We start from the raw sequence: 23,231 nt of genomic DNA, 5'->3' as shown, positions 1-23,231 counted from the left end.
ATCTTAATTGCCAATATAGTCGGTATTATTGTGTTGAACATAAGTTTTAAACTGGGTAATTGAACCATTGCTTTGCAGTAATGTTGCCAAAGACATGACATATTTATAGGCATTTAATGCGATTTCACTTTTAAGCGTGTGAATCATATTTTCCGCATCAATGACTTGTGTGGCTGTACCCATATCTTCTTGAAAGGAAAGGGTTTGTATGCGCCGGTTTTCTTGGGCAGCGAGCATATTTTCCATGAGTAACTGATGGGATTGCTGAGAATCCTGTAGCTCACTATAGGCTTTATAAATGATATTGGACATTTCCTGCTTGGTTCTTTCGGTCAACAGTTCAGTGGCATAGCGTTGTAATTCGGCAGCCTGTACCTGTTTACTTTTATTGATACCAGAAAACAGATTGTAGCTGGCGACAACGCCAACGATCCAGTTATGTTTGTCATCCAGACCATATTCACCAAAGGCAAAAATTTTCGGTTTTTGACTGGCACTTTGCACTTTGACTTTTTCATTGGCCAGTTCTGTGTCCATGCGTAACTTCTGGATCAGTGGCGATTGATCGGCAAAACTTGCTAAAAGGCTATCAAGCTGATTATTTTGCGTCTTATTAACAAATAACGGCGTACTCAAAGCACTAATGTTTTGATCTTGTAGCAGATTTTTCAGTTGGAAATAACTGGCAGCATAGCTACTTTGTGTGGTTTGAAATAGTCGTGCGGCATTGTTACGTGCCACATTAAACTGCATACGCTGACCTTTGCTGATAAAACCCTGTTGCTCGAATTTGATGGCATTATCCAGATGCCGTTGCATGGCATTTAGATTTTCCTGACTGGCAAGTAACAGTTGTTGTTGTAGTTGCGTATAAAAATAACTCTTAATCAATTCAAAGCGCTGCACATCTTGCTGTTGGGTGGTACTTAATGCACTACGTCGGGCATTAATCTGAGTGACCTGTTTGGCACTCTGGGTCAAACCACCAGTATAGATTGGCATGGTCATGGAAATGGTCGGACGAAACACTTCATCATCTAGGGTTAAATTGGCATAGTTGGGAAGCTGTCCAATGCCGTCATGAATAATATTATTAATGCCGGATTCTACCGGATCCAGAATATTGGATGGTACACCGATATTTTCCAGTTCGGACATACGGTCACTTAAACGCTGTGATAATTGATCTTCTACGCTTTGTTTAAAATTATCCAGTGGTACATCCGTCTGGCTATGGAATTTATAAGCGCGTGCATTTAAGTCTATGCGTGGCAAGCCCAACCCCTTAATTGCTTCGGCTTCGAGTTGCGCGGCCTGTTGTAGGGCAGTATTTGCCTGAGCTGTATAGGAATGCTGGAGAATTTGTTGTTCTGCTTGAGCATAACTATACTCCTGAGCATAGGCCGTTGGATAGATGAGCAGTCCGATGCACAATCCAAGCAAAGCAGGCAGACGATGTTGCAGGTTTATCTGTTGTTGTTGCTTTTTTTCTTCAATAAACATATACATTGCTCACCAAAAACATAGTGATAAGTATAGATGAACTGCTATAAAAGTTCTGTAAATTCTGCTTGTTGGTCCAACAGAATAAAGTGATAAAACATCATAAAAAAAGCCAGTTGTTTGTAACAACCGGCTTTTGATGAAGCACGACTAAACTAGGCTTAGTCGTCAGATTGAATCCAGCGATCAGAACGCTCACGGGCAAGACGCATCTCATTGGTATTGAGATTGGCTGCCAGCTGTACGATTTTTTTCTCGGACATGTTCTTAACCCGGAAATCTAACATACCGTCACGGGTCGATAGCTCATACCATTGATAGGCATTCGCATAATTTTTAGCGCGTTCTTCAAGCACAGCCAGATTGTAACTGGCGCGATTGTCACCCAGTTTGGCTGCTTTCATCAAATAGGTTTTTGCGGCATTCAAATCTTTTTTGACCCCCACACCACCAGCATACATTTGTCCGACATTCAACTGGGCAGAAGGAATGCCCTGATCAGCGGCTTTTTTAAACCATGCAAACGCTTGTGACTGATCCTGCTTGACGCCCTGACCATGTTTATAACGATTACCCAGAAAGAATTGTGCAGATCCTTGACCCGACTGGGCAGCTTTTGCCAATTGGTCAATGGGCATGGTGGCATATTGTGCAACGGTGGTACTGCTTGATGGTTGTTGGTTAATTAATTCCGCATGTGCAGAAACAGCAAAAACACTCATCAATACGGTACTTATGGCTAGTTTTTTCATAAGGCACTTACTCGATAAATAGCAATTTCACCAAAAAGATTTGGGATATATTTCATCATTAAGCTGGCTTCCTGATTATCGTTTACAGCCAGTCGATTAATGATACGAATTTGATTATCTTTACATAACGCTTCAAAGTCTTTGAAGGTACACAGATGAATATTTGGCGTATCATACCACATATAGGGCAATGCGTCTGAAACAGGCATTTTGCCCCTTAATGCAAGATAAGATCTTGTTTTCCAGTGTGCAAAATTTGGAAATGTAATAATTGCTTCACGCCCAACCCGCACCATATCACGCAATAAAACGTCCGGTGCATCTACAGCTTGCAAAGCCTGTGCCATCACCACATAGTCGAAACTCTGATCGGCAAACTGTTTTAGCCCTAGATTAAGGTCTTGTTGAATAATATTCAAGCCCCGACCAATTGCAATTGCAATTTTTTCTTGATCAATCTCGAGTCCATAGGCATGAACATTATGTTTACGCTGCATATGTGACAATAATTCACCATTACCACAGCCGAGATCTAGTACACGGGAATTGGGTTTAATCCATTTTTCTGCAAGTTGTTGATCTATACGCATGGTTTAAACCTCGCTCGCAGTATTTGGTTGCAGGGTACTGGTTAAAAAGTTATGTAAGGTTTTGACATATAATGGAATTGGAAACAAAAAGGAGTCATGTCCTTGTTCTGCTTCGATATCCATATAGCTCACCGGCTTATGATTGGAAATCAAAGCGTTGACGATTTCCTGTGAGCGTGAAGGGGAGAAGCGCCAATCGGTGGTAAAGGAAATCACCAGAAAACGACATTTGGTTTGTGCTAATGCTTCAGGTAAATTTCCATCAAATTCACGTGCAGGATCAAAATAGTCCAGTGCTTTGGTCATAATTAAATAGGTATTGGCATCAAAATTTCGACTAAATTGCTCACCCTGATAGCGCAAATAACTTTCGACCTGAAACTCGACATCAAAACCGTACATAAATTTGCCCGATTTTAGGTCACGACCAAATTTTTGTTTCATGGCTTCTTCGGACAGATAGGTAATATGTCCAACCATACGGGCTAGAATTAAGCCACGTTTTGGATAACTGTCATGTTCCAGATAACGACCATGGTAAAAATCCGGATCCGACAGAATCGACTGGCGCGCAACTTCGTTAAAAGCAATGTTCTGTGCAGTCAATTTTGGGGCACTGGCAATCACCACACAGTTTTTCAATGCATCGGGATAATCCACGGACCATTGTTGTGCCTGCATGCCACCGAGTGAACCACCGACGACTGCATGCCAGACATCGATCTCCAAGCGTTCGGATAGCATTTTTTGAGTTTTAACCCAGTCCCGTACAGTCACCAGTGGAAAGTCTGGACCATAGGGCCGATTGTCATTTTCGGGATTGGGTGAAATAGGGCCAGTTGAACCATTACAGCCACCAATATTATTGAGGGCAACCACATAGAAAATGTTGGTATCAATGGCTTTACCCGGCCCGATACAGGCATCCCACCAGCCTGGTTTTTTATCATCCTCATGATGAAAACCCGCCGCATGGTGATGACCAGATAATGCATGACAGATCAAAATTGCATTGGAGTGATCGGAATTTAATGTTCCGTAAGTTTCCACCATGAGCTCAAAACGTGGCAGTATTCGTCCACATTCCAACTGTAATGGCTGCTCAAATGTAAATTTTTGTGGAGTCACAACACCCACAGAGTCTGCTGCAAAGCTCAACGCTCACCCTTACCTTATTTCTGAATAGCGAAAGGATACCAACAAGTGACATCTGTTGGTATCCTTTCAAATAGCAAAAGCGGAAATTAAACGGCTTTTGCGATATGTTCGGCTTCTAAAGCACCTTTGATAATCAAACGATTGACACAAGCCAGAATCGCTTCAATCGATGCGGTGACAATATTGTCATGAATACCCACACCAAAACCGCTGACAGCTTGTCCCTGAACCTGTAATTCAATCATGGCCAATGCTTTGGCATTTGCCCCATTGCCAATACTTTTCTCTTCGTAGTTTAACACATCTATCGGCAAAGCGATGGCATTTAAGATAGCAGAAATTGGACCGTTGCCTTCGCCGCTTAAATGACGGATTTCATCACCAGCTTTGACTTCAAACTGCACGGTTTGCTTGCCATTATGATCGGCCAGACGATAATTTTTAACCTGATAATAGTTTTGACCGGTATAGACATAGCTTTGGCTAAACAAATCCCAAATATGTTCTGCACTGATTTCTGTGCCATTGGCATCGGTATATTGCTGTACCACCTGACTGAATTCGATCTGTAAACGACGTGGCAAGACCACACCATAATTGGCTTCCAGTAAATAGGCAATGCCACCTTTACCGGATTGGCTATTGACCCGAATCACCGCATCATAGCTGCGGCCCAAATCTTTAGGATCAATTGGCAAGTAGGGCATATCCCAAACTTCTTGATCTTTTTGAAATTCAAAGCCTTTTTTAATCGCATCCTGATGCGAACCGGAGAATGCAGTAAATACCAGATCGCCTGCGTATGGATGACGTGGATGCACAGGCAAGCCGGTACATTCTTCAACGGTGGCAATGATTTCATTGATATTGGAAAAATCCAGATGTGGTGCTACACCTTGTGAATACATATTCAGGGCAACGGCTGCTACATCCACGTTACCGGTACGTTCGCCATTGCCAAATACACAACCTTCAACCCGATCGGCACCAGCCATGATCGCCAGTTCTGCTGCGGCAATACCACAGCCACGGTCATTATGCGGATGCACCGAGATAATCACACCGTCACGACGTTCAAGATTGCGATGCATCCATTCGATCTGATCGGCATAGACGTTCGGGCTGGCAACTTCAACTGTTGCAGGCAGATTTAAAATCACTTTTTTCTCTGGACGCGCTTCCCAAATATCAGTCACTGCATCACAGATTTCTTTGGCGACTTCCATTTCCGTTGCGGTAAAACATTCCGGGCTATACTGAAAGATCCAGTCGGTTTGTGGATACTGTGCTGCATATTCCTTGACTTTTTCTGCCGCATTCACAGCCAATGCTTTTGCTCCGGCAATATTGACATTTAAGACTTTATTACGGAAGGTCGGGGAGTTGGCATTATAGATATGTACAATGGCACGTTTTGCACCAATTAATGACTCGAATGTCCGTGCGATCAAATGATCCCGCGCCTGTACCAGAACTTCAATATAGACATCATCTGGAATATGATTTTCTTCAATCAATTTGCGGGTAAAATCAAAATCGATCTGTGACGCAGATGGAAAACCAATTTCGATATGTTTAAAACCGATTTTAACCAACATTTGAAACATTTTGAATTTCTGTTCAATATCCATCGGTTCGAAAATTGCCTGATTGCCGTCACGTAAATCGGTGCTCATCCAGATCGGTGCTTGGGTAATTTCTTTATCTGGCCACTGGCGATCAGGCAAATTGACGCGCTGGTACATGCGGCGGTATTTGGTGCTTGGATCTTGTAACATCATGAGAGTTGCTCCGTGCTGACCTAATTTTGATAAGTATTTAAGTACAGCAAAATTTAAGAATATGATTAGGAAAAAATATGCGAATCAAAAAGCTTAATAATTAGATATGCGCTAGGCGCAGCAGGGCACAGTGATTTGTTTTAAATGAGTTTATTAAAATATATGTCTTGTTCATCGCAATATACCCTTAAAAAAGGAGTGAGTGGAAAAGAATTAAGGCAAAAGTCTGATGATTCTAATTAAATTGATTGTACGTGACTAGAAAAGAAATTTATTCTCTTTTTTTTGCGCTTTTTGGAGGAATAGAGGGAAAAATTTTTATTAAATAGGCGTTGTGCCATAAATATTATTTTTTATTCAATAAAATACCCACTTCATAATTGATTTATCAAGTGGGTAGATATGTATCGCTTAATTAGAAGCGAGCATTTAGACTTAGCCAGAAGCTACGAGCTTTGTCTTTGTTATTGTAGTCGTCAGTAAAAGTTGCATCATAACCACCTGCATCATTTTGTGTAAAAATTGTTTGATAGGAGGTGAAATCTTCATCCAATAAATTATTGATACGACCTGTTACAGTAAATGTGTCGTTAATCTTGTAGTTTGCACCTAAGTTAAAGACTTCGTAATCTTTATAATATACATGCTGATTACCTACAACTCCACGGAAGCGTTTTGAGCGAGATTCAAAGGACAAGAAAGTATTCAGTTTGTCGCTGATTTCCCAATCTAATGTAGCATTGATCATATGTTTTGCAGATTGCGTTAAAGGTTGTCCATCGCTATCACCACCAGGCGTTCCTTTTTGTTCACTATCTGTATAGGTATAGTTTGCACGGAATCCTAAATTATCCAGAATTTGATAACGACCTGCGATTTCAACGCCTAAAATTTCAGCTTCACTTACATTTACTTTTTGTGCATATGTTGTATAGCCAAGATCACCATAGTTTCCGAGGTTCACGCATGGTCGAATTCCGCCAGTTTGTTCACATGTTTGTCTAACTTCATAGTTGACAATTTTATCTTTAAAATCATTTTTGAAAAGGGTAATGTTAAAACTATGACGATCAGGATGATTCCAATAGACTGCAATTTCACTATTTACGCTTTTTTCGGGTTTAAGGTCTGGATTCCCTGCCCATGGGCTTACACCTTGTCCCCCAAATCCAGTGATACCATCATATAAATCTGTGGTTTTAGGTGCCTTATATCCTGTGCTTACCCCACCTTTGACAGTCCATTGGTCATTTAATGTGTAGACACCATAAACACGAGGCGAAAAATTACCATCAAAAAGATCGTGCTTATCGTAACGAACACCTAAAGTTAGTGTAAATGGATCAATGATGTTCCAGCTATCCTCAACAAAGAAGGAATACATTTTTTGATCTTGTGTCTGATCTGGTTGATCTTCTTCCATGCCGAACACGCCGTCATTTAATTCACCATTAATGATTTGTGTTCCCACGACAAAGATATGATTTCCTAACAAGTTATTGATAGGAATATCTAATTTTGCATCTAAAGTATACTGGTTACTTTCCAGCGTGCGTTTTTTACGTGGTAAGAATTTTTGTTCGGCTTGTGCTTTACCTTCTGCTTCCGTTAATGTTCCTGCTTGGACAGCATCCCAGATTGTTTGTAATTCTTTTCGCTCTGCAACAGTAAAAGGTAGAGAGCGGCCATTATTTTCTGTGCTTACATAAGCTAGGGAAACAAAGCTTTTCCCAAAATTCCAATCGCCTTGATGAGTCAAGGCCCAGCTATCACGAGTAAATTCTTGTTCCTCAGTGTAACCTACTCTTGGCTGGACAATATTTCTTGATGCACGCCATACGGATTCAATATTATCTAAGGTTCCTAGAGGATAGCTAATACTACCTGTCTCAACATTATAAGTTGGCGTATTATCATAAGTTACTATAGATGTATCGTAATCAAACGTTATACTCTGATTATCTGTTGGTGTGAAAATTAGGCTAATACCAGCAGCTTTTGATGTGCTATCAACAGTTTTACCACCACCACCAAAACCTAAAGAACGTTCATGTGTTTCCCCATTTGGATCAACAATAGAATCATATTCTGGTGTTGATGCTAAACGTTCATAAATACTGCCACGTAAACTCACCCCTAATTTATTTGCAATAACAGGTCCACGCAAAGAGAAGTCATAAGTAATATCATCTCCAAAATCATCATTACTTTGGATACTGCGGCTTGTAGTTATTGAGCCTGTCCATGTGTCTGTAATTTTTTTAGTAATGATATTAATGACACCACCCAGAGCATCTGCACCATATAGTGTTGAAGCTGGACCACGGATCACTTCGATACGTTCAATTGCATCTAATGGAGGCACATGGGCAAACTGGTTGCCACCAAAGCTGTTTGGATAAATATCCCCATGGTTAGTTTGACGTTTACCATCAACTAAAACGAGTGTGTAATCAGACCCCATTCCTCTAAAGCTGATGGTAGATTGACCCGTTTTATCGCGAGTTTCACCAACATCAACACCTTCGAGATCACGGACAGCATCAATTAATGTTAAATAAGGTTTTTGTCGTAAATCTTCTTCTGTAACGACAGAAATACTTGCAGGGGCATCAGTAATTTTTTGCTCAAAACCAGATGCAGTCACCACGATAGTGTCAAGTTTATGTGGTTGAGTGGAGGTATTGTTGTTTTGTTCACTTTCTGCAAAAGTATTTGCTGATAGCAGGGTGAGTATCGCAATATTCAGAGAATGCAAGGTCAATTTTTTCATACAGATTCCCAAGCCAACTGGCCAGTTATTAAAAAAGATAAATAAAATAAAGAAGCAATAATAATGATAAACTTTTTCATTTGCAATAAAAACTCATCAAAAAATAGCTTTAAATTTACAAAAAGGTCTTGTAAGTAAAATTTTTTCAAGGAAATTTAAGCAAGTTTTGTATATCTTGCAATGTTGGCATATAATGTGGCACTTTTTTATTAATACTCACTTTTTGAACATATATAGAGGAAGCCATGCAAGTAACGACTGAAGCGGTTTCGGGCGTTGCCCGTCGTTTAAATGTGTCTGTACCGACGAGCCGTATTAATGAGCAATTTGAAGCTCGTTTAAAACGCACTGCCAAAACTGTAAAGATCAATGGCTTCCGTCCTGGTAAAGTACCATTGAACGTTGTGCGCCGTGAATATGGTGCAGGTATCTATCAGGAAGTGGTCAACGATATTATTCGTGATACAGTTTTTGAAGCCATTCAGCAAGAAAAGATCAATGCTGTTGGTATGCCAAATATTGAAAAAGTTGAAAATAAAGATGATGCTTTACAATATGAGGCAACTGTTGAGATCTATCCTGAAGTTGATGTAAAAGGCTTTGGCGATCTTGAAATTGAACGTCAAACGACAGCGATCACAGATGCTGATGTTGATGTCATGCTTGAAAACCTGCAAAAACAGCGTCAAACCTGGGTAGAAACCAAAGGCATGGCGAAAAAAGACATGCAAGTGACTTTCGATTTTGAAGGTTCAATTGACGGTGAACGTTTTGAAGGCGGTTCTGCGCAGGACTTTAGTCTTGTCTTAGGTTCTGGTCGTATGATTCCGGGCTTTGAAGACGGCATTATCGGCATGAAAAAAGGCGAAGAGAAAGTAATTGATGTGACTTTCCCAGAAGATTATCAAGCCGAGAATCTTGCAGGTAAACAAGCGCAATTTAAAATCACTGTTAAAAAAGTTGAAAAATCTCAATTGCCTGAAATTGATGCAGAATTCTTGCAAATCTTTGGTGTTTCAGAAGAAGATGGCGTAGAGAAATTAAAAGCTGACGTTCGCAAAAATATGGAACGTGAAGTGAAAAATGGTCTGCGCAATCAAGTGAAACAGGCTGCATTTGATGCACTTGTGGCTGCCAATGAGATTGAAGTGCCAAATACCATGGTTGCTCAGGAAATTGATCGTCAACGTCAACAAATGGTACAACAGTTCACACAACAGTTTGGTGCGCAAGGTGCAAAAGCATTTGATTCAAGCATATTACCGGATGAATTGTTCAAGGAAAAAGCTGAACAATCAGTGAAACTGGGTGTGCTGGTGTCTAAAGTATTGCAAGATGCGAAACTTGAAGCAGATCAAGAACGTGTAAAAGCGTATATTGAAGATATGGCCTCTTCTTATGAAGATCCGCAAGAAGTCATTGAATACTTCAGTAACGACAAGCAACAACGTGCGCAAATCGAAGCCGTTGTACTTGAAGACCAAGTCGTTGATCATATTCTTAATGCTGCAAAAGTGGTTGAGAAAGAAGTAACTTATCAAGATTTATTGAAAGAGCAGCAAGCACGTCAACAAGGTTAATTCTGCGTTGCAAAAAGGAGGTGCAGCAATTGCACCTTTTTTTTATTGTTGAGAAAATGCTACATATCATGTTTTTTCATCAATATTGTTGTTCTATGCTTGCTGATCAATCTATTCAAAGTTATATTGCAAGACTAATTAGCCGGATGTGGTTTGATTGACTCTTGCAGTCATCTGTTAAAAATTCTAAGGAAATAATACACGCATGTTTATTCCAGAAATTCAAAATGCTTTGGTCCCGGTCGTTGTTGAGCAATCTTCTCGTGGCGAGCGTTCATTCGATATCTTCTCTCGTTTATTGCGCGAGCGAGTCATTTTTCTCAGCGGTGAAGTTGAAGACAACATGGCAAATTTGATTGTTGCGCAAATGTTGTTTCTGGAAGCAGAAAATCCAGATAAAGATATTCACGTTTATATTAATTCACCGGGCGGTTCCGTGACGGCAGGTATGGCGATTTATGATACCATGCAATTTATCAAGCCGGATGTTGTCACTTATTGTATGGGACAAGCTGCGTCAATGGGTGCTTTTCTGTTAAATGCAGGTGCACCGGGCAAGCGTTACTGTCTGGAAAATGCCCGAGTAATGATTCATCAACCGTTGGGTGGATTCCGTGGACAGGCATCTGATATCGAAATTCATGCGCGTGAAATTTTGTTTATCAAAGAACGATTAAACCGATTAATGGCGCAACATAGTGGTCAGGATTATGAAACGGTGGCAAGAGACACCGATCGTGATAACTTCCTGACTGCACAAGCTGCCAAAGAATATGGTCTTGTGGATCACGTTTTATCAAAACGTCCATAAACCCAACAATTATCAAGATTTGGAGTATCTATGTCCGAACCAACCAAAGGACAGAAATGTTGTTCTTTTTGCGGAAAAACTCAATCTGAGGTCGGTAAGCTGATTGCTGGTGAAGATGCATATATCTGTAATGAATGTGTCGATGTCTGTTTAGACCTGGTACAAACCAGCCAACAAGTCGAATCCGGTGATTGGGCAGCACGTCCATTACCAAAGCCACATGAAATTCGTGAGGCACTGGATCAGTATGTGATTGGTCAAGACTGGGCTAAAAAAACCTTATCTGTCGCTGTATATAACCATTATAAGCGATTAAAACTTGCGCATGGCTCAAAATCCAAAGATGACATTGAATTGGCGAAAAGTAATATTCTGCTGATTGGACCAACAGGTTCTGGTAAGACCTTACTTGCACAAACACTGGCACGCTTGCTGGATGTCCCTTTTGCCATGGCGGATGCCACCACTTTAACCGAAGCAGGTTATGTGGGTGAGGATGTAGAAAATATTGTACAGAAGCTTTTACAAAAAGCCGATTACGATGTTGATAAGGCACAAAAAGGCATTATCTACATTGATGAAATTGATAAGATTACCCGAAAGTCAGAAAATCCATCCATTACCCGTGATGTGTCAGGTGAGGGCGTACAACAAGCATTGTTGAAAATGATTGAAGGTACCGTCGCATCGATTCCGCCACAAGGTGGTCGTAAACATCCGCAACAGGAATTTATTCAGGTCGATACGTCAAATATTTTGTTTATTTGTGGTGGTGCATTTTCCGGTCTGGAAAAAATTGTACAGCAACGCCATGAAAAAGGTGGAATCGGGTTTACTGCGGAAGTAAAAAATAAAGATGAAGCCAAGAAATTGGGTGAGTTATTCCGTGAAGTTGAACCGGGAGATTTGATTAAGTTTGGCTTGATTCCGGAGTTTATCGGTCGGTTACCTGTGATTGCCACATTGGAAGAGCTGGATGAAGAGGCATTGGTACAGATTTTAACTGAACCGAAAAATGCCTTGACTCGTCAGTATCAATATTTGTTTGAAATGGAAGATGTTGATCTGGTCTTTGAACCCGGAGCATTACGTGCAGTGGCAAAAAAAGCACTTGAACGTAAAACTGGCGCACGTGGTTTGCGTTCGATTCTGGAAAATATCTTGCTGGATACCATGTATGATTTACCAAGCAAAAAAGATATTGGTCAGGTCACCATTACCGAAAAGGTGATTACCGAACATGCTGCACCTTTGCTAGGTTCTGAGCGATTGCCACAAACGGATGCTCAACACGATGATAAACATGTAGATTTGAAAATTGTAAATAATCAACAATCCGCATAATATTGATTGAGTAAGAAAACGCATGATCCGTTCATGCGTTTTTTATTTGCAAATTATTAATGAAATGTTAATCTCTATACCAATCCACATTGATTGTGGGAATAAAAATACGCTAGAAAAATAGCAACGCTTTGAGGGATATCATGCGTTATTTAATGATTTTAATCTGCTGTACAGCATTTACTGGCTGTGCCACAACAGGTGATCAGCAAAAAAGTCTATGGGTGGGCTGGTTTAAAAATAAAGATACGGTCACAGAGAAAGTTGTCAATCATTCTACTTTGGCACCAGTTGATATGCGTAAGGAGCCCGGCTTGATGCAGCAATATCATGTCGGTAAATTTTCTGTCGGTGCCTGGGTAAACCAGACGCCCGGACAGCTTTTTCAGCCGATGAATATTCAGCATCCGCATTCGGCAGTGGTATATTTTTATCGGTTGAATAGTCGTTGGAATCAACAGGAAATCATTGCCCCCAATTTCTTTCTCAATGGCGAACGCATTCCCAGTTTATTGAATAATCATTATTACTGGATGGAGTTGCCGGCAGGAAGTTATCGGTTGACCTCCAGTCGACCATTAGGCGTCATACATTTTCAAAAACCTAAAGTTGCCGATTTTTCTGTAGAAGCAGGAAAGACCTATTATCTGAAATATGAAGAACAGGCCTTTAGAGGATCGCCTGATCCGGCACTCAACTTATTGCATGTCGGACCCTTTATGCAGATGCCGACCAAACAGGGTTTACAGGAAATACGCACCACACAACTGAAAACGCCCGGTCTAAGTTTTGTCAAATATGATGATGTGCAAAATACATACTTAACCGAAAGTATTCATGGCAGTACATTAAGATCGGTCAATAAAACGCAACTATCCGATAAAGCCCAACCGGTTTTGCAAAAGCCGTTTAAATTATGGAATCCGCTGACTTGGTAGGAAGGTTATCGTATTCAAGTCGCTATAAAAAGAAAAGCACAATCGAAATTGTGCTTTATCTTCCAGAAAACAGGCTTAAACCGAGGCTGCATCCACCACAGCAATTCTTGCGATTTTTTCTTGCCAGATTTTAGGTGCAATGGCGTGAATGGAAGTACCATTGACATCGACTGCAACAGAAACAGGCATATCTTCTACCACAAATTTATAGATGGCTTCCATACCAAGGTCGGCAAAAGCCACCACTTCAGCTTCACGTACTGCTTTAGAAACCAGATAAGCTGCACCACCGACGGCCATCAGATAAGTGGCTTTATTGTCCTTAATCGCTTCAACCGCAGTCGGACCGCGATCTGCCTTACCGATCATGCCAAATAAGCCCGTATGTTCTAAGACTTTACGGGTGAATTTATCCATACGTGTGGCGGTTGTTGGTCCGGCTGGGCCTACAACTTCATCACCGACCGGATCGACCGGACCGACGTAATAGATGAATTTACCTTTAAGATCAACGGGTAATTCTTCACCTTTATCAATCATATCGACCATACGTTTATGCGCTGCATCACGGCCGGTATACATGGTGCCGCTAAGCAATAAGGTATCGCCCGGTTGCCATGAGTTCATTTCTTCTTGGGTGATGCTGTCTAAATTCACACGTTTGGCGCTGGAAACATCCCAAGTCACGGATGGATAATCTTCAAGTTTTGGTGCCTGAATATGTGCAACACCTGAACCGTCTAACTGGAAGTGAGCATGGCGTGTTGCTGCACAGTTTGGAATCATACCGACAGGTTTACCGGCTGCATGACAAGGATAATCCTTGATTTTGATATCCAGTACTGTGGTCAAGCCACCAAGACCTTGTGCGCCAATACCCAGTGCATTCACTTTTTCAAAAATTTCGATACGCAGTTCTTCGATCTTGTTTTGTGGACCACGACGGAGTAATTCGTCCATGTCGAGTTCTTCCATTAATGCTTCTTTGGCAAGCATCATGGCTTTTTCTGCGGTACCGCCAATTCCGATACCCAGCATACCCGGTGGACACCAGCCAGCACCCATGGTTGGGACAGTTTTTAATACCCAGTCGACAATCGAATCTGATGGATTAAGCATGGCAAGTTTGGACTTGTTTTCTGAACCGCCACCTTTGGCTGCAACGGTAATATCGACTTTATTCCCCGGCACAAGTTTGTAATGAATGACCGCTGGGGTATTGTCTTTGGTGTTTTTACGGCCAAATGCAGGATCAGCAAGAACCGAAGCACGCAGAACATTGGAATTTTCCAGATAACCCTGACGTACACCTTCATTGACGGCATCGTCCAGACTCATGGTTAAATCGAATTTTACATCCAGTCCAACTTCGAGAAAAACATTGACAATACCTGTATCCTGACAGATTGGGCGGTGGCCCTCTGCACACATACGAGAGTTAATGAGGATTTGTGCAATGGCATCTTTTGCCGCCTGATTTTGCTCACGGTCATAAGCACGGCTCATCGCTTGAATAAAATCTTGCGGATGGTAATAGGAAATAAATTGCAGGGCATCTTTGATCGAAGTGATCAAATCATCTTGTTTGATAATCGTCGTCATATTAAAAAAATCTCTTGTGCGGGCAGATAGCTAGCAGTAGCGATTATACGAGAAATCGATGTAATTGTGGGGGATTTCGTCTATATTTAAGCGAAGGTCTAATCGTATCATCATGTGATCAACTGAATGGTTTCAGTATCAGCAAAGGATAAATAGCAATGTCAAAAGGTTTAGTCGATCAGGAACATTTAGCGAAAAATATCATCGAGATTTATCGTAAACATGGCCCTGCATGGACAGCATTGCGTGGCAAAGTTTTATATGAAAAAGATTGGTTAGATCAGTTCCTTGCTTTGTTGCCCGAACAGGCTAGCATTCTTGATTTGGGCTGTGGTGCTGCAACAACTCTTGGCGCGTATTTGATTGCTCAAGGACATCATCTTACCGGCATAGACAGTGCCGAATGTATGATTGAGATGGCACAGCAAAATTTTCCGCAGCATCTCTGGTTGCATCAGGATATGCGAAGCATCGAATTACATCAAACATTTGATGGCATACTGGCATGGGACAGTTTTTTTCATTTAACACCGGCTGATCAGGAAAAAATGTTTGATCGTTTTGCCAGACATGCCAAGGTAGGTACGGCATTGATGTTCACCAGTGGACCTTCGCATGGTGAAGCAATTGGAGATATGTTTGGCGACGCTTTATATCACGCCAGTCTGGCGCCGGACGAATATGAAGTACTACTTAATCGTTATGGGTTTGAAGTGATCAATAGGGTCGCAGAAGATGCACACTGTGCCGGACATACCATCTGGTTGGCACAACGATTTGAAATCAGGGGAGAACAAGAATGAGTACACAATATATCAATGTCATTCAGCATTTGGCATTTGAAGATTTAGGTAGTTTTGATCAGGTGTTTCAACAACAGGGATTTGAAATTCGTTATTTTCATTCCGGTGTGAATATTCCTACAGAGATTTATCTTGATCCGGCCATTCTGATTGTTTTAGGTGGTCCAATTGGTGTCTATGAAACAGATACCTATCCTTATCTTCAGGATGAAATTGGGGGTTTAAAGCAACGTATTGCCAAAGATCTTCCAACTTTGGGAATTTGTCTGGGCGCACAATTAATTGCTGCTGCATGTGGTGCAAAAGTTTTTGGTGGGCACTATAAGGAAATTGGCTTTAGTCGATTGAATTTAAGTGATGCAGGTTTTGCCAGTCCCTTAAAATATCTGGATGGGGTATATGTGCTGCATTGGCATGGTGATACCTTTGATTTACCTGATCAGGCACGACATCTCGCCAGTTCGATTTATTATAAACAGCAGGCTTTTGCGATTGGACGCAAAATACTGGCTTTACAATTTCATGTGGAATTGAATCCGGCACACTTTGAACAGTGGCTGATCGGGCATTGTGCTGAACTGCATCATGCCCAAATTGATGTTGTGGCATTACGTGAGGAGAATGTGCGTTATGGTAAAGACTTAGTTGTTGCGGCAGAGAAATTATTAAAGGACTGGTTGGCAAATGTGTAATGAATAGTAAAGGTATTTATCCATCATTACACAGATTTACGCTGATCTCTTATTTTTATCGGTATGGCGCTTGTATGGCATCATTTTTGTTGTAGAGCTGTCGCGGGAATAACCAATGAAACTGAAATCATTAGATTGAATGAAGTATGACGTGTATCATGCAAACAAATTTAATTGATATATTCTTCATAGGTTAAAACGCAATGAAACATTTTCGTTTTTCAATCATCTTTACCATCGTATGTCTGGGATTGTCGGCATATTGGGGCTATACCCACGGTTTAGATGCTGGTCTATCGACCATGTTCAAAGCACTGACCATTACAGCGATTCTGGCAGTGATGGAAGTATCATTATCGTTTGATAATGCAGTTGTGAATGCATCGGTGCTTAAAAACTGGGATCCATTCTGGAAAATGCTGTTCTTAACTGTCGGGATCCTTGTGGCAGTTTTTGGCATGCGTTTGATTTTCCCACTGTTAATTGTCGCTGTAACAGCAGATATGGGCATGATTGAAGTGGCCAAGCTGGCACTGAATGATCCTAAACAGTATTCCGAAAGATTAATGGCACATCATGCTGAAATTGCAGCATTTGGTGGTATGTTCCTGTTGTTGGTATTCTTGAACTTTATGTTTGATGATGAAAAAGATACCCACTGGTTTAAATGGCTGGAAAAAACTTCGGCACATTTTGGTAGTGTTCCTGCAATTTCTGTATTTATTGCCTTGATTGCTTTATTGGTGATGGCTGCAAATGTTGCCGAGACAGATCGTTTGGTGGTCACCATGGCTGGAATCTGGGGTATTGTGGTCTATGTTGGTGTGCAAGTACTTGGACATCTGCTGGAAGGCTCACAAAAGAATGCTGATGAAGACAGTGATGAACCGACCGCAGCACAGGGCAATGCCGAAGTTGCCAAAACTGTGATGAAAGGCGGGATTGGGGGTTTTATCTATCTGGAAGTTCTGGATGCCTCCTTTAGCTTTGATGGCGTGATTGGTGCTTTTGCGATTACCAATGATGTAGTGATCATCATGTTGGGTCTAGCAATTGGTGCAATGTTTGTGCGTTCCATGACCATTTATCTAGTGGATAAAGGCACTTTAGATGCCTATATTTATCTTGAGCACGGTGCACATTATGCAATTGGTGCATTGGCAATCATTATGCTGGGTAGTGGTACTGGTTTACATGTTCCGGAAGTGGTGACAGGCTTGATTGGTATCGTCTTTATCGTCTGGGCGGTCATTTCATCGATTGCATATCGCAAGCATCAACAACAATAAATATCGCATATTGTGTCAATAGAAGGAGAGGATAAAATTATATCCTCTCCTTTTTTTATCGGGATGATAATATTAAAATCGATAACCAAAATTCAGCCCATACCCCCAAGCGTAATTATTTTTAAAAATACCATCATAACGTTGTGTAGCAAAATCCGAAGCAGGTTGTGATTTGGCATCACCTAACCAGAAATATTTGATACCAAAACCGATAGAATATTTTGATGATGGATTAAATTTGCTTGCAAGCCCCAGACTCCAATAACCCTTGGTTGGGCCAAGTGTAGTAATCGGGTCACCTGCACCACTATCCCAGCCAAGTGTAATAGAACTAGACCATTGATCATTGATTTTTCTACCAACACCAAAATTTGCAGAAAATTGATCGTCTTTATAGGCAACTAGTGCAATACCTTTACCTAGTAATGCTTGTGTGCTTTGATATAGCTTAGGTGGAGAAACATCAAATTTAGACCAGTCCACCCAACGCAAATTAGCATAGGCAATGGTTTTGGGTAGAATCCCCGTTTGTAGCTCCAAATTGATGCTTTGTGGAGATCGTAAGATGATTTGTTGGGTGTCTATGCCAAAATCTATTACACCATTGATAGGATGTAGTGCACTTACCGATTCTGTTACGTCAGTTTTATGTCGAATCTCAGAACGATAGGTTAAAGAGGTCTTAATTGCCTTTTCCGGTATGGTATAAGCAAAACCTGCTAGCCAACCGGCTTCTACGGTATCGGAAATTTTCATGTCATAACGTAACCAGTTATAGCCTGCACCACGGGTTTTATTCTGTCCCTCAGCAAGCTGTAAAACTGGACCAGCATAAAAATTCCAGTGCATATCGGGTTGGTAGCCAAGGATGCTACTCAGACTTTGAATACTGACTTGAGTTGCGGTTCTTTCTTGATCTTGGGTATAAGCTGGATATTGTTTAATCGGATAACTGGCATCTGCACCAAATGGATGGTCATATAAAAGGCCTAATGACAAATGCTCATTGAGCTGGAATTTTAGGGTAGCAGAAGGTAAAAGTGTACCATGTGCAACATTACCTGTATCCATATTTGCTGCCTGAGTCAAACCACCTTTATTGAAATCTGATTTAAGCTGTCCAGAAACATGAGGGTTCACGATAGAAATGCCAATTTCAGCATAATTGCCGGCTTGTAAAAATGTGGCAATAGACTGTCCTGATCGGTCTAATGCGGCTGCATATGTATTTGAAATATTGATAAAAAGAACTGAGAAAAGTATGCATGATACGGTTTTCATATTGTTTTCCTTCCTGGAAAGTACATTACTTTATTGAAGTTTTATTCTTGGCTAAACATATAATTTTTTTTGGTTCGATCGTGCCAAAAGCATGTTTTACTGTGTCAAGTTTTTATTCAATACATAATTAACTTTGATATTTTTAATTTGTATATGATATTTATGGATGTCAATCTGCTGATTAAATTAAATATTCACCAGATTGATATTTAATATACCACTGTTTTGGTGTGATTCCATACCAACGTTTAAATGCTTTGGAGAAACTTGAAATATCGCTATACCCTAAATAGTCGGCAACTTTTTTTATTTCACCTTTTTCATTAATTAAATTTTTTATCGCCAATTCAGATTTTGTGCTTGCAATTAATTGTTCATAGCTTAAATTGTATTTTTCAAGTTTTCTAAAAAAAGTTCTACGAGATAAATTCAGAGAATTTGAAATTTTTTCTGCGGTCAAAGTGTTTTGTATATTTTTTAAAATAATGGATTTTAGTTTTAATAACCATGCATCATCATTTTTTAATTGCAAGTTATATTCATATTCACATGCGTCAATGGCTTTTAAGAAAGCAAGAGAGTTTGCACCAGGTAGCGGTTTATCTAAAATATGAACATTAAATACAATTTTACTTTGTGGGCATTCCCAGTAAATTGGAGAATTTAAAAATTTAAATTTATCTGCATAGAATGGTTTAGGTGTGTTCATGTAAATTTTAAGTTGAGGCAATTTATCTTCAATTACTAGCTCCAGTAACTTTATAATTGATAAACATAAAGCTTCATGTGAATAGGGGTGATTTTTAGTCGAAAAAAATTTTTCGCCAAAGAACAGATGTAGATTATTTTTAATAATTCGATTATCCAAAAATATTGCTGGATCAATTAAGCATGAATATTTTATGATAGTACTAATTATATGTTTCAGTGTTGGAGCATTTAAAATAGCAATACCTAATGAACCTAAATGTGATAATCGGATATATTGGCTGTAGGCAATTGATAAAGTCACATCATTAGAGATCATGAAAGCATTATTAATCATGATTTCTATTTGTTGTAAATTTAATTTATTTTGCAAATTAGAAAAATCCTGTAATTCTAGTCCAGTATTTTTTAATAAATGTTCAATTTGATAACCACGGGAAAGACACATATTTATAAAAACCGAAGGAAGATGAATCGGCATAATTGGGCGGGTCAAGATATGATTGTCAAAATTCATTTTATCACTTCCATATGTGCTTAATACATTTAAATCTGCTATTGTATAAATAACCAAAAAATATTTTATGGTTATTCTTTTTTAATAAGATATTTACCTGTGGAGCTATTGGTTAATATCTATCAAAATAAATTATTTATCCTTGTATTATTATTTTAAAATTAGGGTAATCGGCATTATTTATGACTTTTAACCTTGGCTTGAAGCAGTAAAAAATTGGTGCTGTAATCATCTTAACGCAATTTTTTCTAGCTTCCTAGTGATCGATTAAATCGGCGTAAGGTATGGTTCAAGTTTTAAAATATATGCTTAAGGAGAGAATACAACATGTTGTTTAAAAAAACAAAAATGCTTTTTTTGACGATAACTATCACTTTGACGCAGCTGATGCTGACTACCCATGTACATGCACAGGACGGTGCAGTTAATCAAAATAATGTGGTAGAGACACCAGATATCAAGGCTTTTCCAAATCCAGATGTGGTTTTTGAATATGATCGAACGGTGAATATGAGTGATGGTTTACCACTTCATATCAATATTTATCGACCCAAGGCACCGGGTAAATATCCAGTGATTATTACCCATGGTCTTTATGGCAAAGATGTGGCATGGCAGACGGCACAGCCTTATCTGGATGCATGGAAAAAAATGACGCAGAAAATACCAGATTTGTGTAAAGGTTCTACCTGTCAATTTATGCGCTGGGAAATGCCAGATCCTGAACGTTGGGTTCCTGAAGGTTATATTGTAATTCATGCCGATTCACGTGGTTCAGGCAAAACTTCCGGTTATCTTGATCCATTGGGCTCAAGAGAAACTCAGGACTACAAGGAATTGATTGAATGGGCTTCAACACAAAATTGGTCTAATGGTAAAGTTGGCTTGCTGGGAATCTCTTACTATGCCATTAATCAATGGCAGGTAGCTGCATTAAAACCTAAAGGTCTGGCAGCAATTATTCCATGGGAAGGTGCCGTTGATGCTTATCGTGACATTGCTTATCATGGCGGTATTCCTTCTACGCAATTTGTAAGTTTATGGTATAACAAACAAATTTTACCGAATCAGCATGGCAATGGGCAAAGCACATTTGTCGATGCAGTCGTTGGTGGTTCTGCGGTTGGTACAGCACAGCCGGAATCTTATCTGCTGAATAGTCGAACATCAATGCTGGAGGACATGTTGTCCAAACCATTTGATGGAAGTTTCTATGACCAGAAAACACCAGATTTATCCAGAATTGATATACCCGTTTTATCCGTTGGAAACTGGGCAGGTGCAGGGCTACATTTACGTGGAAATTTAGATGGATATTTAGGAGTAAGCTCCAAGCAGAAGTGGTTGAGAATGCATTCTAGTGACCATTTTTCACCATTTTATCAGGAGTTTAAAATCCAAAAAGACTTTTTTGATCGTTTCTTAAAGGATGATGTTCATGCATTTAATAACCAGCCGAATGTAACCATCACTGTTCGGGATCCTGTCAGGGGAAATAAAATACGAGCAGAAAAAAACTGGCCACTTGAAGGAACACAATTCCAGAAATATTACCTTAGCAGTGGTGATTTAAAATTAGAATCTAATACTTCTCATCGGCAGACTACGGTTTCATACGATGCCTTATCTAATGGTGTGACTTTTAAATTACCATCTAGCAAACAGTATCGAGAATTCACAGGACCATTAATGGCTAAGCTTTGGGTTAGTTCTTCCACCACAGATGCAGATTTGTTTTTAACAGTCAGATTACTGGATCCAACTGGTAAAGATATAACCTTTGAAGGCTCCAATGCACCAGCTATCCCTGTTACACATGGTTGGCTGCGTTTATCACATAGAGAACTTGATCGGGAAAAATCAACAACATATCAACCGATACATTTGCATACAGAGAAACTTGCAGTGCAGCCTAATGTGCCCTATCCAGCAGATATTGAAATTTGGCCGACTAGTATTGTTGTCCCACCAAATTATACGCTGGCATTGACTATTCAAGGACGGGACTTTAGTTTTCCAAGCCAGAGTGATGGTCCTTTTCAATCAACCACGCCATTTATGCATTTAGGGCGAGACGCAGCAGAATTTAAAGGAAAACAAACCATTTATACTGGTGGAAAGTTTGATAGTTATATCTTGCTTCCTTTTATTCCCAATAAAAGATAATGTCATTTGACAATCACTAAATTAAATACAGGCATACATATTCCTACAGAGTGTATGCCTGTAAAATAAAAAACATAATTTATTTATCCTGTAGGTCGAAGCGTATTTCCGAGGTTTTTTTCCTGTTATTAGATATAACTCTTTAACCAGTCAAAACTATCTTGAGAGTGTTGGCTGGGTTTGTATTCTGCTGCACAATATCCCAGATAGGTACTTTGCTGAATCCAGTCAAAAATTTTAGGATAATTGATTCTGCCAGTGGAGGGTTCGTGTCGGTTTGGATAATCTGCAAACTGAATATGGGCAATATGCTGGATATTTTCCTGTAAACCTTTCAGTACATTTTCTCCCATCATTGCCATATGATAACAATCGTATTGCAGCTTAAGCGCAGGATGATTGACCACTTCCAGCATTTCCTGACCTTGTGCAAGATTCTGAATCAAAAACCTTGGCATATCGATATCGTTGATCATTTCGATGGCTGGGGTGATGTTTTCATCTTGGAAGGCATCACAGGCGAATTTTAAATTTTCCGCCAGGGTTTGTAGACATGGCAGCAAATCTGCATCTAAGGGTTGTTTGCCTGCCAGAATATTGACCGTAGGTACTTTTAGGCTGGATGCATATTCCATGGCATGTTTAACCGCAAGCGCAAATTCAATTTCTTTACCGGGAATTCCCGCTAGACCGTTGCCGCCTTGCATCAAATCACCAGCCGGAACATTAATCAGGACCAGATCAAGATCATGCTGATCAAGTTGTTGCTGGATTTGCACAATGCTTAATTCATAAGGAAATTGAATTTCTACTGCATGAAAGCCTTGCTGTTTTGCCAGTGCAAAACGCTCAATCAGTGGAACTTCGGTAAAGATCATTGAAAGATTGACAGCGAGATTTAACATGAGATTTTCCCTAAGCATTTATGAATTATTTTATTGCA

At 40.0% G+C, this 23,231-nt stretch carries 18 protein-coding genes; 8 read left to right on the top strand and 10 right to left on the bottom strand.

What is annotated here, in order from left to right:
• Positions 1-3 precede the first annotated feature (3 nt).
• From CRO21_RS15545 to CRO21_RS15520, 6 genes are all read right to left on the bottom strand, one after another.
• Positions 4-1,503 (bottom strand): TolC family protein, encoded by a 1,500-nt coding sequence (locus CRO21_RS15545; RefSeq protein WP_097080228.1) that lies wholly within the window; start codon positions 1,501-1,503, stop codon positions 4-6.
• A gap of 161 nt (positions 1,504-1,664) precedes the next feature.
• Positions 1,665-2,255 carry a tetratricopeptide repeat protein gene (locus CRO21_RS15540; protein ID WP_097080227.1) on the bottom strand — a complete coding sequence of 197 codons (591 nt, stop codon included), beginning with the start codon at positions 2,253-2,255 and terminating at the stop codon, positions 1,665-1,667.
• The gene (gene metW / locus CRO21_RS15535) at positions 2,252-2,845 is read right to left on the bottom strand and encodes a methionine biosynthesis protein MetW (RefSeq protein WP_087621908.1); all 594 of its coding nucleotides are present in this window, start codon (positions 2,843-2,845) and stop codon (positions 2,252-2,254) included. Before metW ends, CRO21_RS15540 begins: the two co-directional genes overlap by 4 nt.
• A gap of 3 nt (positions 2,846-2,848) precedes the next feature.
• Positions 2,849-4,003, bottom strand: a complete 1,155-nt coding sequence (metX, locus tag CRO21_RS15530) for a homoserine O-succinyltransferase MetX (protein ID WP_097080226.1) — start codon at positions 4,001-4,003, stop codon at positions 2,849-2,851.
• A gap of 86 nt (positions 4,004-4,089) precedes the next feature.
• Positions 4,090-5,784 (bottom strand): 2-isopropylmalate synthase, encoded by a 1,695-nt coding sequence (gene leuA, locus CRO21_RS15525; RefSeq protein ID WP_097080225.1) that lies wholly within the window; start codon positions 5,782-5,784, stop codon positions 4,090-4,092.
• Between the two features lie 415 nt (positions 5,785-6,199).
• Entirely contained in the window at positions 6,200-8,557 is a 2,358-nt protein-coding gene (locus CRO21_RS15520) for a TonB-dependent receptor domain-containing protein (protein ID WP_097080224.1), read from the bottom strand.
• Positions 8,558-8,802: 245 nt separating this feature from the next.
• Between CRO21_RS15520 and tig the strand changes: the two genes are divergently transcribed.
• The 4 genes from tig to CRO21_RS15500 all read left to right on the top strand — a co-directional run bounded on the left by tig (position 8,803) and on the right by CRO21_RS15500 (position 13,230).
• A complete protein-coding gene (tig, locus tag CRO21_RS15515) occupies positions 8,803-10,137 on the top strand; it encodes a trigger factor (RefSeq protein ID WP_097080223.1) in 1,335 nt (444 codons plus the stop codon).
• A gap of 205 nt (positions 10,138-10,342) precedes the next feature.
• Positions 10,343-10,948: an ATP-dependent Clp endopeptidase proteolytic subunit ClpP gene (gene clpP, locus CRO21_RS15510; RefSeq protein ID WP_097080222.1), complete on the top strand. Its 606-nt coding sequence runs from the start codon at positions 10,343-10,345 to the stop codon at positions 10,946-10,948.
• Between the two features lie 30 nt (positions 10,949-10,978).
• Positions 10,979-12,292 carry an ATP-dependent protease ATP-binding subunit ClpX gene (gene clpX / locus CRO21_RS15505; RefSeq protein WP_097080221.1) on the top strand — a complete coding sequence of 438 codons (1,314 nt, stop codon included), beginning with the start codon at positions 10,979-10,981 and terminating at the stop codon, positions 12,290-12,292.
• A 143-nt stretch (positions 12,293-12,435) separates the two neighbouring features.
• On the top strand, positions 12,436-13,230 hold the full coding sequence (locus CRO21_RS15500) for a DUF2846 domain-containing protein (protein ID WP_097080220.1): 795 nt from the start codon (positions 12,436-12,438) through the stop codon (positions 13,228-13,230).
• Between the two features lie 75 nt (positions 13,231-13,305).
• Here CRO21_RS15500 and CRO21_RS15495 read toward each other — a convergent pair whose 3' ends face one another.
• Positions 13,306-14,832 carry a fumarate hydratase gene (locus tag CRO21_RS15495; protein ID WP_097080219.1) on the bottom strand — a complete coding sequence of 509 codons (1,527 nt, stop codon included), beginning with the start codon at positions 14,830-14,832 and terminating at the stop codon, positions 13,306-13,308.
• A 158-nt stretch (positions 14,833-14,990) separates the two neighbouring features.
• Here CRO21_RS15495 and CRO21_RS15490 point away from each other — a divergent pair, with 158 nt between their 5' ends.
• The 3 genes from CRO21_RS15490 (at position 14,991) to CRO21_RS15480 (ending at position 17,616) form a co-directional block, all read left to right on the top strand.
• Positions 14,991-15,635: a class I SAM-dependent DNA methyltransferase gene (locus CRO21_RS15490; RefSeq protein ID WP_097080218.1), complete on the top strand. Its 645-nt coding sequence runs from the start codon at positions 14,991-14,993 to the stop codon at positions 15,633-15,635.
• On the top strand, positions 15,632-16,327 hold the full coding sequence (locus tag CRO21_RS15485; RefSeq protein WP_097080217.1) for a glutamine amidotransferase: 696 nt from the start codon (positions 15,632-15,634) through the stop codon (positions 16,325-16,327). The genes CRO21_RS15490 and CRO21_RS15485 overlap by 4 nt, the downstream gene beginning before the upstream one ends.
• Positions 16,328-16,530: 203 nt before the next feature.
• Entirely contained in the window at positions 16,531-17,616 is a 1,086-nt protein-coding gene (locus tag CRO21_RS15480; RefSeq protein WP_097080216.1) for a DUF475 domain-containing protein, read from the top strand.
• A gap of 72 nt (positions 17,617-17,688) precedes the next feature.
• Here CRO21_RS15480 and CRO21_RS15475 read toward each other — a convergent pair whose 3' ends face one another.
• The gene (locus CRO21_RS15475) at positions 17,689-18,897 is read right to left on the bottom strand and encodes an outer membrane protein transport protein (RefSeq protein ID WP_097080215.1); all 1,209 of its coding nucleotides are present in this window, start codon (positions 18,895-18,897) and stop codon (positions 17,689-17,691) included.
• Between the two features lie 181 nt (positions 18,898-19,078).
• Complete coding sequence (locus tag CRO21_RS15470; protein ID WP_097080214.1) at positions 19,079-20,122, bottom strand: AraC family transcriptional regulator; 1,044 nt, start codon at positions 20,120-20,122, stop codon at positions 19,079-19,081.
• A gap of 387 nt (positions 20,123-20,509) precedes the next feature.
• Between CRO21_RS15470 and CRO21_RS15465 the strand changes: the two genes are divergently transcribed.
• A complete protein-coding gene (locus CRO21_RS15465; protein ID WP_171294071.1) occupies positions 20,510-22,288 on the top strand; it encodes a CocE/NonD family hydrolase in 1,779 nt (592 codons plus the stop codon).
• 128 nt (positions 22,289-22,416) lie between these two features.
• Here CRO21_RS15465 and CRO21_RS15460 read toward each other — a convergent pair whose 3' ends face one another.
• A complete protein-coding gene (locus tag CRO21_RS15460; protein ID WP_097080212.1) occupies positions 22,417-23,193 on the bottom strand; it encodes a hydroxypyruvate isomerase family protein in 777 nt (258 codons plus the stop codon).
• Positions 23,194-23,231: the final 38 nt, after the last annotated feature.

The sequence above is a fragment of the Acinetobacter puyangensis genome (assembly GCF_900096995.1).
Taxonomy (GTDB): Bacteria; Pseudomonadota; Gammaproteobacteria; order Pseudomonadales; family Moraxellaceae; genus Acinetobacter; species Acinetobacter puyangensis.
This window is presented reverse-complemented; position numbering and strand designations above follow the sequence as displayed.

What these genes read in the sequence shown, in the direction of transcription:
- CRO21_RS15500 (WP_097080220.1), top strand. Translation starts at nt 12,436, where the DNA reads ATGCGTTATTTAATGATTTTAATCTGCTGTACAGCATTTACTGGCTGT.
- clpX (WP_097080221.1), top strand. Translation starts at nt 10,979, where the DNA reads ATGTCCGAACCAACCAAAGGACAGAAATGTTGTTCTTTTTGCGGAAAA.
- CRO21_RS15485 (WP_097080217.1), top strand. Translation starts at nt 15,632, where the DNA reads ATGAGTACACAATATATCAATGTCATTCAGCATTTGGCATTTGAAGAT.
- CRO21_RS15465 (WP_171294071.1), top strand. Translation starts at nt 20,510, where the DNA reads ATGCTGACTACCCATGTACATGCACAGGACGGTGCAGTTAATCAAAAT.
- CRO21_RS15460 (WP_097080212.1), bottom strand. Translation starts at nt 23,193, where the DNA reads ATGTTAAATCTCGCTGTCAATCTTTCAATGATCTTTACCGAAGTTCCA.
- CRO21_RS15480 (WP_097080216.1), top strand. Translation starts at nt 16,531, where the DNA reads ATGAAACATTTTCGTTTTTCAATCATCTTTACCATCGTATGTCTGGGA.
- clpP (WP_097080222.1), top strand. Translation starts at nt 10,343, where the DNA reads ATGTTTATTCCAGAAATTCAAAATGCTTTGGTCCCGGTCGTTGTTGAG.
- CRO21_RS15490 (WP_097080218.1), top strand. Translation starts at nt 14,991, where the DNA reads ATGTCAAAAGGTTTAGTCGATCAGGAACATTTAGCGAAAAATATCATC.
- CRO21_RS15545 (WP_097080228.1), bottom strand. Translation starts at nt 1,503, where the DNA reads ATGTTTATTGAAGAAAAAAAGCAACAACAACAGATAAACCTGCAACAT.
- CRO21_RS15475 (WP_097080215.1), bottom strand. Translation starts at nt 18,897, where the DNA reads ATGAAAACCGTATCATGCATACTTTTCTCAGTTCTTTTTATCAATATT.
- tig (WP_097080223.1), top strand. Translation starts at nt 8,803, where the DNA reads ATGCAAGTAACGACTGAAGCGGTTTCGGGCGTTGCCCGTCGTTTAAAT.
- CRO21_RS15540 (WP_097080227.1), bottom strand. Translation starts at nt 2,255, where the DNA reads ATGAAAAAACTAGCCATAAGTACCGTATTGATGAGTGTTTTTGCTGTT.
- CRO21_RS15495 (WP_097080219.1), bottom strand. Translation starts at nt 14,832, where the DNA reads ATGACGACGATTATCAAACAAGATGATTTGATCACTTCGATCAAAGAT.
- CRO21_RS15520 (WP_097080224.1), bottom strand. Translation starts at nt 8,557, where the DNA reads ATGAAAAAATTGACCTTGCATTCTCTGAATATTGCGATACTCACCCTG.
- metW (WP_087621908.1), bottom strand. Translation starts at nt 2,845, where the DNA reads ATGCGTATAGATCAACAACTTGCAGAAAAATGGATTAAACCCAATTCC.
- leuA (WP_097080225.1), bottom strand. Translation starts at nt 5,784, where the DNA reads ATGATGTTACAAGATCCAAGCACCAAATACCGCCGCATGTACCAGCGC.
- CRO21_RS15470 (WP_097080214.1), bottom strand. Translation starts at nt 20,122, where the DNA reads ATGAATTTTGACAATCATATCTTGACCCGCCCAATTATGCCGATTCAT.